The 15,044-nt window shown below is 58.3% G+C and carries 11 protein-coding genes and 2 pseudogenes; 7 read left to right on the top strand and 6 right to left on the bottom strand.

Annotated features, from left to right (window positions below; translation table 11 throughout):
* Positions 1-157: 157 nt before the first annotated feature.
* From BW14_RS08595 to glgX, 6 genes and pseudogenes are all read left to right on the top strand, one after another.
* Positions 158-943, top strand: coding sequence for an ANTAR domain-containing response regulator (locus BW14_RS08595; protein WP_140462467.1), 786 nt, complete (start codon positions 158-160; stop codon positions 941-943).
* Positions 933-1,851 (top strand): annotated as a pseudogene (locus tag BW14_RS12570) (5'-3' exonuclease H3TH domain-containing protein); the annotation flags it as partial. The gene BW14_RS08595 and the pseudogene BW14_RS12570, both read left to right, overlap by 11 nt.
* A 254-nt stretch (positions 1,852-2,105) precedes the next feature.
* Positions 2,106-3,835 (top strand): annotated as a pseudogene (locus BW14_RS12575) (DNA polymerase); the annotation flags it as partial.
* 83 nt (positions 3,836-3,918) lie between these two features.
* Positions 3,919-4,830 carry a Nif3-like dinuclear metal center hexameric protein gene (locus BW14_RS08605; protein ID WP_044088518.1) on the top strand — a complete coding sequence of 304 codons (912 nt, stop codon included), beginning with the start codon at positions 3,919-3,921 and terminating at the stop codon, positions 4,828-4,830.
* 63 nt (positions 4,831-4,893) lie between these two features.
* Positions 4,894-5,568 (top strand): NUDIX hydrolase, encoded by a 675-nt coding sequence (locus tag BW14_RS08610; RefSeq protein WP_044088517.1) that lies wholly within the window; start codon positions 4,894-4,896, stop codon positions 5,566-5,568.
* Between the two features lie 71 nt (positions 5,569-5,639).
* A complete protein-coding gene (gene glgX, locus BW14_RS08615) occupies positions 5,640-7,769 on the top strand; it encodes a glycogen debranching protein GlgX (RefSeq protein WP_181162357.1) in 2,130 nt (709 codons plus the stop codon).
* Between the two features lie 85 nt (positions 7,770-7,854).
* On the opposite strand, the gene BW14_RS08620 is transcribed toward glgX, so the two are convergent.
* The 5 genes from BW14_RS08620 to BW14_RS08640 form a co-directional block, all read right to left on the bottom strand.
* Positions 7,855-8,172 carry a hypothetical protein gene (locus BW14_RS08620; protein ID WP_140462464.1) on the bottom strand — a complete coding sequence of 106 codons (318 nt, stop codon included), beginning with the start codon at positions 8,170-8,172 and terminating at the stop codon, positions 7,855-7,857.
* A gap of 173 nt (positions 8,173-8,345) precedes the next feature.
* Entirely contained in the window at positions 8,346-8,627 is a 282-nt protein-coding gene (locus BW14_RS08625) for a type II toxin-antitoxin system YafQ family toxin (RefSeq protein ID WP_044088514.1), read from the bottom strand.
* Entirely contained in the window at positions 8,620-8,880 is a 261-nt protein-coding gene (locus BW14_RS08630) for a type II toxin-antitoxin system RelB/DinJ family antitoxin (protein WP_044088513.1), read from the bottom strand. Before BW14_RS08630 ends, BW14_RS08625 begins: the two co-directional genes overlap by 8 nt.
* A gap of 450 nt (positions 8,881-9,330) precedes the next feature.
* Positions 9,331-10,305 (bottom strand): ASCH domain-containing protein, encoded by a 975-nt coding sequence (locus tag BW14_RS12335; RefSeq protein WP_258186101.1) that lies wholly within the window; start codon positions 10,303-10,305, stop codon positions 9,331-9,333.
* Positions 10,306-11,106: 801 nt separating this feature from the next.
* Positions 11,107-12,531: an MFS transporter gene (locus BW14_RS08640; RefSeq protein WP_140490269.1), complete on the bottom strand. Its 1,425-nt coding sequence runs from the start codon at positions 12,529-12,531 to the stop codon at positions 11,107-11,109.
* Positions 12,532-12,671: 140 nt separating this feature from the next.
* Here BW14_RS08640 and BW14_RS08645 point away from each other — a divergent pair, with 140 nt between their 5' ends.
* Entirely contained in the window at positions 12,672-13,592 is a 921-nt protein-coding gene (locus BW14_RS08645; RefSeq protein ID WP_044088512.1) for a LysR family transcriptional regulator, read from the top strand.
* A gap of 55 nt (positions 13,593-13,647) precedes the next feature.
* Here BW14_RS08645 and BW14_RS08650 read toward each other — a convergent pair whose 3' ends face one another.
* Positions 13,648-14,280: a DNA-binding protein gene (locus BW14_RS08650; RefSeq protein ID WP_238567029.1), complete on the bottom strand. Its 633-nt coding sequence runs from the start codon at positions 14,278-14,280 to the stop codon at positions 13,648-13,650.
* Positions 14,281-15,044 lie beyond the last annotated feature (764 nt).

The raw sequence follows: 15,044 nt of genomic DNA on the forward strand, positions 1-15,044 counted from the left end.
GCATTCAAACGCAAGCCACGATCAGACCGTTCGAGACCCACCGAGGGCACCCAAAAGATATGATTGATGTGTACGTGGGTCGAATGTGTGACATGCGTAAGCGCATGGTATATTGAACATCTGCAAACACGAAATATCGCAATGGAAAGAGGTTGGCATGGCTGCAAGGATGAGGTCTGAAGAGCCGAGCATCAACGTTGACGAGGTGCTCACCGATGAAGAGCTGAGGGCCGCCGCTTCTGAAGAAGCTCCTGCAGGACGTAAGGAAAAGCCGGCGGATGCCCCGCGTACCGTGGTCGTGGCCGAGGACGAGGCCGTCAACCGCATGGACTTGGTCGCCATGCTGGAAGACAACGGTTATGAAGTCGTCGGACAGGCCGCCAACGGTGAAGAGGCTGTGGAACTGACCCGCAAGTATCGCCCGGATGTGGTGTGCATGGATGTCAAGATGCCTCGCATGGACGGCATCGCCGCAGCCGGCATCATCTGCGACGAGAACATCGCCCCCGTGGTCATGCTCACTGCCTTCTCCCAGACCGATCTGGTGAAGAAGGCCACCGGCGCCGGTGCCATGGCATATGTCACCAAGCCGTATGAGGAATCCAAGCTGCTGCCTACCTTGGAAGTGGCGATGGGTCGTTTCGCTGAGATCAACGACCTTCTGGACAATGTCGAGCGTAGTGAGCAGAAACTGCGCGAAACCACTGACCAGCTCAAAGAGGCCGAGGAGAAGCTGAAGAAGGCCGAGGACTCCTTGGAGGAGCGCAAGCTCGTCGACCGCGCCAAGGGTCTGCTGATGGATAAGGCGGACTTCTCCGAGCAGGGTGCATTCCGCTGGATTCAGAAGACCTCCATGGATCAGCGCATTCCGAAGAAGCGTCTTGCCATGGCCATCATCGCCAAGTACGGCGATCCGAAGCCAGCGAGCACGGATGAACGCTGATTTGCAGACGACTGCAAGCGCGGCGACCAACGATACACTACTTGTCGTAGACGGTCATTCGTTGGCGTTCCGCGCTTTTTTTGCGCTTCCGGTAGATAATTTCAGCACCTCGGAAGGTCAGGCCACCAATGCCGTCTGGGGATTCGCGTCCATGCTGGCTCAGGTCATCGATGCGGAAAAGCCGGATCGTCTCGGTGTCGCCTTCGATGTCAAAGGCGGTACATTCCGCAATGAGATGTTGCCCCAATACAAAGGCACGCGTGAAGCCGCACCGGAGGAGCTGCTCACTCAGCTTCCGCTGATTCAACGGATGCTGAAGGCCCTGGGCGTCACGTATATCGAGAAACCAGGGTTCGAGGGGGATGACATCATCGCCACTCTCGCCACCATGGGGGACAAGGCAGGCTTCCATACGCTGGTGCTGTCCGGAGACCGTGACGCTTTCCAGCTTATCGACGACAATGTCACCGTCCTCTATCCCGGGCATCATTTCAAAGAGCTCAAGCACATGACGCCTCAGGCCATTGTGGACAAGTACAAGGTGACGCCCGCACAATACCCTGATCTGGCGGCTTTACGCGGCGAAACGGCTGACAACATCCCCGGCGTGCCTGGCGTAGGCGATGGTTTTGCCGCCAAGTGGATCAACCAGTATGGCTCATTGGATGGCATCTGCGAGCATGCCGAGGAGATAGGCGGTAAGAAAGGCGAGGCACTTCGCTCCAGCATTGATCAGGTCATGCTCAACCGCAAGGTCAATGCGCTGGTCAGGGACGTGGAACTCGATGTGGGACTTGACGACCTGCGCTTCGGCGAAGTGGACACTGCACAGCTCGATGTATTGTTCAAGGAGCTCGAGTTCGGTGTACGCACCAAAAACCGGGTGTTGAAAACCTTCAACGCCAAGTCCTCCACGACCCGGCTTCCTTCTTCGCTTCGTTCATCGGACTCAGCCTCCCAATCGAACGGCAAGGATGACAAGGACGACAAAGCCGCAGGTTCCGGCATGCCGGCCATTCCGGAGCCTGTCGCCATCGGCTCGGCCGACCAGTTCCGTGACTGGGCGGGCCAGCAGCAGAAGCTTATCGCCGTGCCGGATTCCGTAGCATCCTTCATCCCTGAAGTCGATTGCGACCCTGAAGCCAGGCACATTACATATGATGATGCGCCAATCATGCGTGGACCGTGCATGCTTGGGGCGACGCACGCCCTGGACGGGCGAAACTGCAGGCCTTGTCCATAGCGACGGCTCATTCCGCGGCGATGGTAGCCACACCCATACGCGATGATCTTCGAGAGGCGCTGCAGGAGTTCCTTACCTCTTCGCATGGCAGGATCGTCGTGCACGGCTATAAGGAGCTGCTGCATATGCTGGGCTCGGCAGGATTGGACATGCCCCTGCCCATGATGGACACCAAACTCGCCGGATACCTTATCCAGCCGGATTTCCACGCCGATGATCTGCACCAGGAAGCCGAGCACTTCCTCGATGTCAGCTACAGCCAGGCCGATCAGCCTGCGCAAGGTACATTGGACTTCGATGAGGACCAGGATGTGCCGAATGCCGAAGAACAGCGGCTTCGGGACCTTGCCATCATTCGTGACCTTGCCTCGGCATTCGGTCCGATGCTTGACGAACGGGAGCAATGCTGGCTGTTGCGTGCCATCGAACTTCCGGTTTCCCGTGTGCTGCACGGCATGGAGTCCACAGGGGCGAAGGTCGACGTCATGCGTCTGGTCTCGATGCGCGACCAATTCGCGGCGGATGCACGGTTCGCTCAGGAGGAGGCATGGAACCATGCCGGTGCCGAGATCAATCTGCAAAGTCCGAAACAGCTGCAGAAGGTACTGTTCGAGGACATGGGGCTGAAGCCCACAAAACGTACGAAATCAGGCTCATACACGACCAACGCGTCGGCATTGCAGGACCTGTACGTCAAATCCGTGGACAACGAGCGGGCGAATGGGTTCCTCAGGGCGTTGCTGCGTCACCGGGAGACCAACAAGCTCAAGCAGATCGTACAGACACTGTTCGATGCGGTGAACAGGGATGACGAGCGCATCCATACCACATTCGAACAGACCGTCACCGCGACCGGTCGTCTGAGCTCCGTGGATCCGAACCTGCAGAACATCCCGAACCGGAATGCCGAAGGACGTGAGATTCGCAGCGTATTCGTGCCGGGCGAAGGATACGAAGCGTTGATGAGCTGCGATTATTCGCAGGTTGAGTTGCGCGTCATGGCCGACCTTTCAGGAGACGAGGCGCTGATCGAGGCATTCCGTTCCGGCGCTGATTTCCATAAGTATGTGGCCTCGATGGTGTACAAACTGCCGGTCGACCAGATCACCGGCGATCAGCGATCCCATGTGAAGGCCATGAGCTATGGGCTGGCGTACGGTCTGAGCACGTATGGCTTGGCCCAGCAGCTCAAAATAGCCCCACGCGAGGCGGAAGCGTTGAAGAGCCTGTATTTCGATACGTTCGGCAAAGTGCACGACTATCTGGAATCCCTGGTCTCCTCGGCACGCGAGAAAGGCTACACGGAAACGCTGTTCGGACGCAGACGCTACTTCCCGGCATTGCGTTCGACCAACAGGGTGGCGCGAGACGCAGCCGAACGTGCCGCGTTGAACGCGCCCATCCAAGGTTCCGCCGCGGATATCATGAAGATTGCCATGGTGCGTGCCGATCAGGCGCTGCGTGAGGCGAATGTCAAAAGCCGTATCATCCTGCAGATCCATGACGAACTTGTAGTGGAGATCGCGCCGGGTGAAGGGGAGCAGGTCACCGAACTGGTGAAGGATGCCATGCAGCACGCGGTCGATCTCGCCGTGCCATTGGATGTGTCGTGCGGCATGGGCTCCGATTGGCAGCTTGCCGCGCACTGATTCGTTCTCCGCAAAGCCGGACCGCGTACGATCATACCGGCGTGCGTCATACATACGTTATGCACGCCGGTACAATAAGGCGTATGGCGAATCTCAAGCAGGTCATCGACGTTCTGGAAACCTTATACCCTTTGCGATATGCCGAGCAATGGGATGAGCCCGGCCTCATCGTCGGCGACATGACCCACGAGGTACGGCGCATCGTATTTGCCGCCGACCCGACATCAGCCATCGTCGATAAGGCCATAGATGCCGGTGCCGACCTGCTGGTCACCCATCATCCGTTGTTCTTCCGCTCTGTGCATGAGGTAGGCGGTCTCGGATTCCGTGGAGACATCGTACGCAAGCTCTATACCCATGGCTGCGGCTTGTGGGTCGGACATACCAATGCGGATTCCGCTTGGCGCGGCGTCGGCCATGCTGCGGCCGATTATCTGGGGTTGACCGATCAGCGCCCGCTGGTGCCGATCGAGGATGCCTCTGCCTGCCATCCTGTGGGATTGGGTAGGATCGGCGCGTTGCAGGAGCCGCTGCCGTTGGGTGATTTCGCCCAGCGTGTATTCGATGCGGTGACCGAGCATGGCATGAAAACCCGCCTTGGTGTTCAGGTGTGCGGGGATTTGGATGCTCTGGTGCACACGGTCGCCGTACTCCCCGGATCAGGTGATTCGTTGTTCGATGAGGTGCGCGCGGCAGGCGTTGACGTCTACGTGACCAGTGACTTGCGGCATCATCCCACCACTGACGCCATCGAACAGGCGCGCTATGAAGCCGATATGCGCGCACGCGGCATCGGACTGGGACAAGGGAACGCCCAGGTCAGGCCATACCTCATCAACACGCCGCATGCCGCAATCGAATCCATCTGGTTCAACTATGCGATGGAGGACGTGCCGAAGGCCATAGCCCAGGCCACCGGGGAGGAAGTCGGCGTTCAATGGCTTCATGACACCACCGATCCATGGACGCTGTCCATAACATCGCCGAGAGCATAAGCCACTAGAGTAGGGTAGGCCGAGCGATTGCTTTCGATGAGCCGGCCGTTGCAAGGAGACATGATGTTCAACCATGACAAGAACGAGCAGCTGCGGCACAGGCTTGACCGCAGTCTCGACAAGAGCTCCGACGGCATCGACATGGATGTCCCAGCCGAGGTGGTGAGCAGCACCACCGTTTATACAGGCCGCATCTTCCATGTGGACGATATGACGATCGCCCTGACCGACAAGAAGGGCGGCAAGCACGAGATCAGCCGTCAGGTCCTCAGGCATGCGCCATGCGTGGTCATGCTCGTGCATGACATGTCCACCGACCGGTATCTGGTCGAACGCGAATATCGGGCCGGTTCGGACATGTTCGCCTATGGACTTCCCGCCGGTTTGATGGATGAAGGCGAGGACATCCTCGACGCCGCGTTGAGGGAGCTCGCCGAAGAGACCGGGGTCGTGCCGGATCGACATACCATGGGCGTGGACTACGTCGGCGACTTCTATTCCTCCGAAGGCATGACCGACGAGCTGGCCCATATCATGGTGCTGCACCTTGGTCCGTTCACGCGTGAGGCGCGGCATTTCGACCCGGACGAGCATGTGGAATCGGCGTGGATCCCCTGGAGCGACCTCGCCGCCACACGCATAACGGCGTCGAATTCGATGATCGCCATTCAGCACGAGGCGTTGCGACGGCTCATCGCCAGAAACTCGGACAAGGATAAACCCACCTTGTTCTCCTGACGTTCAACTTCAAACGATTTTCCATCACAGAAAAGTGGGATACTTGAATTATGCAGATCAGACCTGGATCAATGTACCCGTTGGGGGCCAGTTACGACGGCGCTGGGGTGAATTTCGCGCTGTTCTCGCAAGTCGCACAGAAAGTGGAACTGTGCCTGTTTGATGACGACGACAAAGAGACTCGCGTCGAAATGACCGAGCAGAATTCCTACGTATGGCATAACTACATTTCCGGATTGCAGCCCGGACAGCGCTATGGCTATCGTGTCTATGGACCGTACGACCCGGTGCATGGCCTGCGTTGCAATCCGAACAAACTGCTGCTCGATCCGTACGCCAAGGCCATCGAAGGCAACATCGATGGCGATGAAAGCCTGTTCTCCTACTGGTTCAACCGTCCTGACGACAACTCGGCGATGAACGACATGGACTCGGCGGCGCACACCATGAAATCCGCCGTCATCAACCCCTATTTCGATTGGGGCAACGACCAGCACCCGTACATTCCATACCACGATTCGGTGATCTACGAGGCGCATGTGCGCGGCATGACCAACCTCAACAAGGAAGTGCCGCCGGACATCCGCGGCACGTATGCGGGTCTTGCCTACCCGACCGTCATCGAATACCTGAAGAAGCTTGGCGTCACCGCCATCGAGCTCATGCCGATCCACCAGTTCGTCAACGATTCCTTCCTTCAGGAGAAGGGCCTGTCGAACTACTGGGGCTACAACACCATCGGCTTCTTCGCGCCGCATAACGCCTACTCGTCCTCCGGTGAACGTGGCGAGCAGGTCAACGAATTCAAGTCCATGGTCAAGGCCTACCACCGCGCCGGCATGGAGGTCATCCTCGATGTGGTGTACAACCACACCGCCGAAGGCAACCACATGGGCCCGACCCTGAGCTTCAAGGGCATAGACAACCAGTCGTATTACCGTCTGGTGGATGGCGATCAGATGCACTACTTCGACACCACCGGTACCGGCAACTCGCTGCTCATGCGCTCGCCGCACGCGTTGCAGCTCATCACCGACTCGCTGCGTTACTGGGTCACGGAAATGCACGTGGACGGCTTCCGATTCGATCTGGCCGCGACCCTGGCACGTCAGTTCCAAGAGGTCGACAAGCTGTCCGCATTCTTCGACATCGTCGAGCAGGATCCGATCATCTCGCGCGTGAAGCTCATTGCCGAGCCGTGGGATCTGGGCTCCGGCGGCTATCAGGTCGGCGGCTTCCCGTCCAGCTGGTCCGAATGGAATGGCCGCTTCCGCGACACCGTTCGTGACTTCTGGCGCTCGCAGCCATCCACACTGCCTGAGTTCGCGTCACGACTCATGGGCAGCTCCGACCTGTATCAGGTCAACGGCCGCCGCCCGGTGGCATCCGTGAACTTCATTACCGCGCATGATGGCTTCACCATGAACGATCTGGTGAGCTACAACGAGAAGCACAATGCGGCCAACGGCGAAGGCAACCGGGATGGCGAGTCCAACAACCGCTCCTGGAACTGCGGCGTGGAAGGTCCTACCAACATCCCAGACGTCAACGACCTGCGCCAACGCCAGATGCGCAACATGTTCTCGACACTGCTGCTCAGTCAGGGTATCCCCATGATCTGTGGCGGCGACGAGGTGGAGCGCACCCAGCAGGGCAACAACAACGCGTACTGCCAGGACAACGAGATCTCGTGGAAGAACTGGGATCTCAATGCGGACCAGAAGAACATGCTCCGGTTCGTGTCCAAGCTGGTCCACTTGCGTCTTGACCATCCGGTGCTGCATCGTCGTCGTTTCTTCACCGGACGTGAGCCGGGTGATGATTCGAACAAGATTCCTCAGGTCGAATGGTTCGATCACACCGGATCAATCATGGATATGGAGGATTGGCAGAACACGCACGCCTTCTCCATGATGATCTTCCTGAACGGCGCGGATATCCCCGAAGTGGACTGGTACGGCAATCGGATGGTCGACAACGACTTCATTCTGATTTTCAACGCCCACTACGAGCCGATTATGTTCACACTGCCCGATGAGCGTTACGGCCGCAAGTGGCAGTTGATTGTGGATACGCACAATCCGGACGGCCCCGAGCTCAGTTACGAGGCTGGCTTCGTGATCACCGCCCAGGCGCGCAGCTTCATGATGCTCATGAGCGCCAAGAAGCCGAAGCGCCCGTTCGAGTCCGAAGAGGACTGATTCTTCGGATGCCGATGTTGAGGGGCGATATGGACATCACTCGGTGATTCGTCCTCCGGGTTGCGGCGCGTAACTGCGTATTGCCTCAGTATTCGGTTACATCCCGTACGAGGGCTCTTCGTCGGGTCACCGGCGTCCAGCTTCCCGAGGAATCATCATCGTTGAAGATCAGCTGTGTTACAGTGCCGTCGATGATTTCTGTGCATTCCCTTTGCAGGGTTATTTCGCTAATCAAGGCTCCGACGCTTGGTATCAGCAGGAGCACTGGAACGATGCTGAACAATCCGCAAAAGAGGACCCACGACCATCTACCCCAGAAACTGCGGTCGTTTCCGTTGTTGCGGACGGGTTGATGATCGGTGTCGTATGATGATTCGGGAATTCCGTTAGTGTCTGATGCCATGATTCCTGCCTTCCGTGGGTTTCTGCGATACCGCGTGCAGATGGCCGCTGACGTTGCGGAGCGTTCCGATTTCGAGCATGCCAAAGGATTTCGGATACCGTTAGAGGAAAAGTGCAAGGGGCAACTTCATCTCACACTATTTGCGGAATGTGGCAGAGACGCTGCGTCGCATGTCAGTACAGCTGGTCGTGCGATCCGGTACGGGTCAGCACAAGTTGCAGTTCGTCGCGTTCGATGCGGTAGATGAGCAGCCAGTCTCCCTCGATGTGGATTTCCCGATATCCTTTCCAGTTGTTGACCAGCGCGTGATCGCGATATTTGGTCGACAGCAGATTGTGATCTTCGGCCATCAGTGCCTCTACGGCGCGTCGCAGCTTGTCCGGGTCGTAGTGCTTCTTGAGCAGTCCTTTGAAGTCCTTTTTGAACTGCGTGGTGCGGAAGACGGATTTAAGCATCCATCAAATCCTTCATCAGATTGTCCACAGACGGAAACGCGGCACCCTCCCGGGCATCGGCCTGACGGCGGGCCTCCACGTTCAGCGGGTTCTCCCTCGTGGCGCGGAACGGCATGCCGTTGTCGGTCAGCGATTGACGCAGGAACATGTTCAATGCGGTTGACAGGTCCAGTCCCATCGACTCGTACAGTTCCTTCGCCTGTTGCTTGACTTGCGGGTCCGTGCGGAAAGTGATCGTCGCGGTATCGGCCATCGCAACCCCCTCACCACAAAATGCTAATGTATGAACATTGTAACACAATAGGAGGTGCGTGTTCAGTCGCTTAACCGATTCCCCTGGCAAGACGGCGGATAAAGGGATGCTGGGGAATACCCCCCGGCGACTTGGAGCCTCGCCCTTGCGGGACGAAGCGTCACTGTTATGACAGAACCGGCTCTGACATGCAAGAGCCAGGATTCATGATGGCTATACTAATGGCGAATGCCCTGGAACGTCACCCCTGCTCACGCCAACTACACAGCTGTCTATACGAGGAAAGCGTCGGCGAGGGAAACGACGATGATGTCGGACACGGTCATCGGTGTAATGGTCTGGCGTAGGATTAGCGCAACGATGATGACACTCATGACCGGGTCGTCGTCAATGATGGTCGTAACCGAAATGCTGCAATGTCATGTGATAGATGCCAACATGGCATTGATCTCACAGTCTCTGCGTCACCGTGAAATGTTCCAACACCACAAGGGTGTCATCGTCGAGAGGAAAACTCGGGTCTCTGAACTCGGCACGGTATTCGTCAGAGTCCCAGAACATCTCGTGGGTGCGCCGCCATTCTGCCGCGGTCGTATCGCCTTCGCCTTCGTCAATCGCATGCTGGTCAGTGACGTCGGCCAGCCGTATGACGGCCACATCGGTGGTGGCCAGCACGGCCACCCCATGGTCGTCAGAGTTCACCAGTACGGACCGGTTTCCGGTTCTCGGCAGTGGATCGGCGCATTCGACATAGTCGAGGAGCAGTGCTGCAGTGGCGATCTTCGTGCCGTCGAGAATGAGTCCCACCAGCCGGTCGCGTTCTGGTCCGGGCATCATGAATTCGGCCTTTGGCAGGTTCGCGAGGTCCGATGCTGAATGGACCGGGCGCAATTTACGCAATGTGGGCACACGGGACTGGCTGCGAATCCAGTCGGCTGCTTTCGGGTCGATAACGCGGGCGACCCATAGCAGGTTTTCCCACTGGAAGTCGAGATACTCTCGTTCAGTGTCAGCATCCGTTCGAATAAGCGGTTCCTGATGGCTGCATCGGTTGCGCATATCCAGTAGTTGAACGATGTGTGTCTCGAATTCCTTGCGTCGACGCGATTTATAGTATGGCATACCGCCGTTGGCGCGGTCACGCAGTGCCTTCCATACGGTCGGCTCCAGTTTGCGCACCAGAAGGAACCGCCATGAATCCAGTGATAGTCCCGCAATCACGCGGTCCGGGGTGATGCTATGACCAGCGTAGCGGATACGTCGTTTGACGCGTTCGACGGCTTTGCAAAACTCGTAGTCGAAACCGAAATGATCGGTTTGGTCGAACCAGTCCTCCCGACCGCAGTCGGATGCGAGTCGCGTGGAAATGAAGTTGCGCAGCATGACCTCGACATGCGCGATGTCCTCAAGGTACGCTTTGGACATGCGTGTATTCCACATATACAGCGCGACCGGGTCCAACGCCGATTCCTCGTACCGGCGCATTCGCTCCGCGGGGAACCAGCTACATAGATCGACGGCTGTGACTTGCATATTATCGGTCATAGTGTCTATACTATTCCGTGCAAGGCCCCGTGAAAGTCACTCATGCGAAACATCATGAAACTCCGGGGTCAACGTATATCCGCAGCGGTATTCGCGGTTCCTTTGATTTCCAATCGCCATGAAGCGCGAGGTCTGCGGTCTTGGTACCCGGTGTTATCAGGGGTTAAGGGTAAAAACGTGGGTCTTATCCGGGTGTGTTATTGGCGTGTTGTCGGCGACCTGTTCGAGGGAATATGAAAAAGCCCTGCTTCCAAGCGGGAGTAGGGCTTTCGGTCGGGCTAGCCGGATTTGAACCTGCGACATCCTGTTCGGATTGTGGGTTCTTGGCTCGGGCCGGTCTTGGCTCACCTTGAAACCGTTGGAATTATGCCGTTCTTGAGTTTTGAATTTCTTTGTTCAGACCACCCGGATTGGTAAATCGTGACAGTCATTGTTAGCAAAATGTTAGCGTCCCAGACCATCGAAACAGCTTAAACACTCGGCGCGTCGAAACACTGCTCCAGATGCGCTGTTAGCATCACTGCCCTTCATGATGACGATCTTCTCCGAACAGGTGATTGAAGAGAACTTGACCCGCTCTCCCCATTCACCCTAATTGGAGCTGAATGCGGAATAATCGACCCGTCTCCAACGACTGTCGTTCAAGTGTGGCGGATATCGCCATGAACTGGACAGCCGAAGTCAGCGCTCAGTCCAGCGCAGCCGAGCGTAGGCGAATGCGCAGATGAGCAGCAGGGCGGCCGCGATGAACACGGCGCGCAGGGAGCCGTCAAGCGAGGGTGTGAAGGTGGCGACCACACCGAACACGGCCACGCCGATCGCGCCACCGACCTGACGGAACGTGTTGAACACCGCGCTGGCGATACCCGCCTGCTTCTGCTCCACGCTCACCAGCACCAGTCCGGACAGTGCCGGCGTGACCAGTGCGCCGCCAAGGCCGACGACGCTCAGGGCGACGGCGATCACCCATGCGGGCATTGGAGCCGGCACCAGCACCGCGGCAAGGAACCCGACGGCCATGGCAATCAGTCCAATGGACACGGTGAACCGGGTGCCCATCGAGTTGATGACCTGTCCGCTGAACACGTTGGTGACCACCATGACCACCGCGGAGGGAATGAACACCAGCCCGGCGGCGAACGGGCTCATGCCCTGCTCGCTTTGCAGGAACAGAGTGGAGATGAAGACCATGCCGAACCAGTTGAAGATCATGATGAAGCCCACGATCAGCGAGATGCGCATGCCGTCGTTGCGGAACAGGTTCAGCGGCACCATCGGATGCCCGACCTTGGCTTGTGCGATCACGAACAGCACGAGTGCGGCGACGCCGACAGACAGCAGCGCGAGCGTCACCGGCGAGGAGATGCCCAGGGAACCGATTTCGATGACGCCGGCCACCAGCGAGGTGAGACCAATCAGCGCGAGCGTCTGGCCGAGCCAGTCGAACGAGATGGCACGGGTGGGCGATGGCGCAACCTTCGGTGCAAGAGCGAGCACAATCAGGCAGAACGGCACGTTGACCGCGAAAATCAGGCTCCAGTGGATTGGTGTGAGCAAACCGCCGAACAGTGGGCCGAACGCGGATGCCGAAGCCGAGCCGGCGCCCCACAGGCCGAGGGCGAACACACGGCGGCGCGGATCAGGATTGGCCTCGTTAATCAAGGCCATCGACGCCGGCAGGATCAGGGCTGCGGCCACGCCCATCAGGCAACGGCCGACGATGAGCACCAGCATGGTCCACGCGAAGGTGCTCAGCAGGGATGCCGCTCCGAACAATGCCGTGCCGAAGAAGAACATGCGCTTGGCGCCGAACTTGTCAGACAGACTGCCGGCGAGCAGCAGCAGCGAGGCGAACAGCAGCGTGTACCCGTCGATCATCCACTGCTGCAACGCCATATTGCCGCCAAGGTCGGCGGTGATGGTCGGCAGTGCCACGTTGACAATCATGGTGTCCATACCGGTCAGGAAGAACGCCAGCGAAGTGGCGAAAGTGGTCAGCCCGGCGCTGTAGCGGGCCGAGCGACGCGATGCGCGACGGGTTTCACGCTCGAGGCTTTCGTCTTCGCGCACGAGGCCGAGGGCTGCGGATTCGTTGATTGATGTCATACTCACCTATATCCCATTGGTTTACATGTTTCCGTTTGGTTATTGCAGTAGCTATGGTATTCTTCAAGACATCAGTAAAACAGCGGTTTATAAATGTTTGTGGTTTACATCCTATAAACCTTTAGTTTATGGAGGTCGCAATGTACGACAGAAGACTGGACGCGGTGATCGCCGCCGCGCAGACCGGCAGCTTCGCCAAGACCGGCCATCGCCTGCATATTTCCACGCCGGCGGTGGCCAAACAGGTCAATACGTTCGAAAGGGAGTACGGCCTGACGCTGTTCGACCGATCGCGCAGCGGCGTGCAACTCACCAAAGCCGGCCGAGAGTTCGTCGAGGACGCGCGGATGATTGTGCGCCAATGCGAGGAGATCCTGCGCCGTGCGCAACAACGCGGCACCGACGGCATCGCCACCGTTCGTCTTGGCGTTTCCATCCTGCGCCCCGGCCGCCGTATCCTCGACCTATGGCAACGCGACGCCGGCAAGCACGCCGACATCCGCCTGGAACTGGTGTCGATGCCCGACGACTCCGAAGCCATCAACGACATCATCACCCATCTCGGCGAAAACATCGACCTGATCTCCACGGCGTTCGACACCGGCTATTGGAACGACATATGCAGCACCGTCGCCCTCGATTCCGAGCCACTGTGCGTGGCCGTGCCACGCAACCACACGCTGGCGAGACGCGCACGACTCACATTGAAAGACCTCGAAGGCACGCGCATCCGCATCCTCAAGCACCATCGCGGCGCCAACGACACGGCTCGGGACTTGTTGGAACAATGCCCTTCCATCGATTTGATCGACATCGACCACTACTACCTTGACACGTTCAACGACTGCGCCGAATCCGGCGACCTGCTCATCTCCAAACCGATGTGGGCCGGCATTCACCCACAGCTCGTCAACGTAGCCGTGGACTGGCCCGAACCGGTCATCATGCACTACGGGCTGCTCTATCCGCTCGATGCCACCCCGGCAATTCGCACGTTTATCTCCCGCATCGCCGCACTATCCGGCCTTACTGGCGAACCCCGTGCACTACCTCATTCATGATCCTTGGGCCTTTGTCTTCCGTCTCCTGGCTTGCGGGATTGGTGATATCCGCCGTCTACTCGATAGACCGTGGCTCGTGTTCGAGCACGAGTTTCATCTTGCTGTTGTCCATCAGCCACGAGTACAGGTTCCGGTCCAGAATCATCGCCAGATCGAAACAGGCCCGCACCGCGTCCGCCAGTGTGATGCGCCGGTTCTCGCCCGGCAGCGGGACGCCGTTGACGAGCGGCTCGTGGTGGGCGACCCGGTTGCGCAGGGCATGCACGGTCTTGACAATGTTCAGCGCGTAGTTTCTTGTCCACTTGGCGTTCGCGTCCGCTGCGTGCCGACGGCCGCCAGGGAAGGACTTGACGATGCCTTTGCGCCAGAGGTCGTTCTCGTAATCGGCGCTGCCCTCGTCCGGCCAACGAGCATGGATTGCGCCGCCGTTCTCCAGCAGATTGCGCCAGAACCCGAACGTCAACGCCGCGACGAGATGGCCATGCGTGTGCCATTTCTTCTGCTGGATGGTGAGATGGCCCCATGCCTCACGGATCTGACGCTGAGTACGGTCGTCGAAACGCAGCCCCGCCATGTACCAGTCCTCGGTGCCGGCCTGCTCCAAGGCGATGAGGGACAGCTGCCGATCCATGCGGTTGCGCAAGGCGACTTCAAGGATGGCGATGTCGCCCATGCACGCGCTGGCCATGTCATGATCCCACAGGTACAGTCGCAAAGCCGGGCATGAACGTCTCCGTGCTTCGGAGTCATAGGATGAGAGCCGTTCGTTGGTGATGCACGAGCGTAACGCCCTCTCCTGTGGACTGCCCTTCCGGGGAGTCTGTGAGAGGAAATCGGCTGCTGGGTTTGACTGTCGGCTCATAACCCGTTATCATATTCCATGAAATCCCCCAAAGGGCCTCTCCGGACGGTCTTCGACTGAGCCGTGATGCACTGGGGGTTCTCTTTTATCCGGATGATTTGCCCGGATCCTGTTATCGATGTTATCGAAAGGCTTCCTTCCCGTAGAAGGCCATCTGCTCGTCTCCCCACCATGCAAGAAACCGCTAGGCTGTCTCGCCGTTATGCCCGCTGCTGCCGAACGCCCCATCGGTGGAAGCCAAACGCCATTGGTTTCCTCGGCCAACGCTGCGGCAACGAAACCGTAACCGATGGAGGGAATGGCCGGGCCTCCGAAATTCCGGTATTCATACCATGAATGATCCCGCGCATTGATCAACCGCAGTTCCTCCACGGCCAACGGCACATCGAACTCATCGGCCTCAATGGGAATCATCTTGCCCGACATGGACGCCGGATAGCCGTACTCTCCGTTGGTCCGCTCGTAATCATCAACCCATGATTGGTCAACCCGGTCACGAGTCCACGGCGATGGCCATGAGCTTGACCTCCATTGACCGTTAATCAGATACGCGAATATACGTCGATTGTGGCGGACATGCCCTTAATCAG

The sequence above is a fragment of the Bifidobacterium sp. UTBIF-68 genome, from assembly GCF_006408855.1.
Classification (GTDB): Bacteria; Actinomycetota; Actinomycetes; order Actinomycetales; family Bifidobacteriaceae; genus Bifidobacterium; species Bifidobacterium reuteri.

Excerpts from the sequence above, each read along its gene's own strand:
- BW14_RS08610 (WP_044088517.1), top strand. The coding sequence starts at position 4,894 with ATGTTCAACCATGACAAGAACGAGCAGCTGCGGCACAGGCTTGACCGC.
- BW14_RS08640 (WP_140490269.1), bottom strand. The coding sequence starts at position 12,531 with ATGACATCAATCAACGAATCCGCAGCCCTCGGCCTCGTGCGCGAAGAC.
- BW14_RS08625 (WP_044088514.1), bottom strand. The coding sequence starts at position 8,627 with ATGCTTAAATCCGTCTTCCGCACCACGCAGTTCAAAAAGGACTTCAAA.
- BW14_RS08650 (WP_238567029.1), bottom strand. The coding sequence starts at position 14,280 with ATGGCCAGCGCGTGCATGGGCGACATCGCCATCCTTGAAGTCGCCTTG.
- BW14_RS08620 (WP_140462464.1), bottom strand. The coding sequence starts at position 8,172 with ATGGCATCAGACACTAACGGAATTCCCGAATCATCATACGACACCGAT.
- BW14_RS12335 (WP_258186101.1), bottom strand. The coding sequence starts at position 10,305 with ATGTCCAAAGCGTACCTTGAGGACATCGCGCATGTCGAGGTCATGCTG.
- BW14_RS08630 (WP_044088513.1), bottom strand. The coding sequence starts at position 8,880 with ATGGCCGATACCGCGACGATCACTTTCCGCACGGACCCGCAAGTCAAG.
- glgX (WP_181162357.1), top strand. The coding sequence starts at position 5,640 with ATGTACCCGTTGGGGGCCAGTTACGACGGCGCTGGGGTGAATTTCGCG.
- BW14_RS08645 (WP_044088512.1), top strand. The coding sequence starts at position 12,672 with ATGTACGACAGAAGACTGGACGCGGTGATCGCCGCCGCGCAGACCGGC.
- BW14_RS08605 (WP_044088518.1), top strand. The coding sequence starts at position 3,919 with ATGGCGAATCTCAAGCAGGTCATCGACGTTCTGGAAACCTTATACCCT.
- BW14_RS08595 (WP_140462467.1), top strand. The coding sequence starts at position 158 with ATGGCTGCAAGGATGAGGTCTGAAGAGCCGAGCATCAACGTTGACGAG.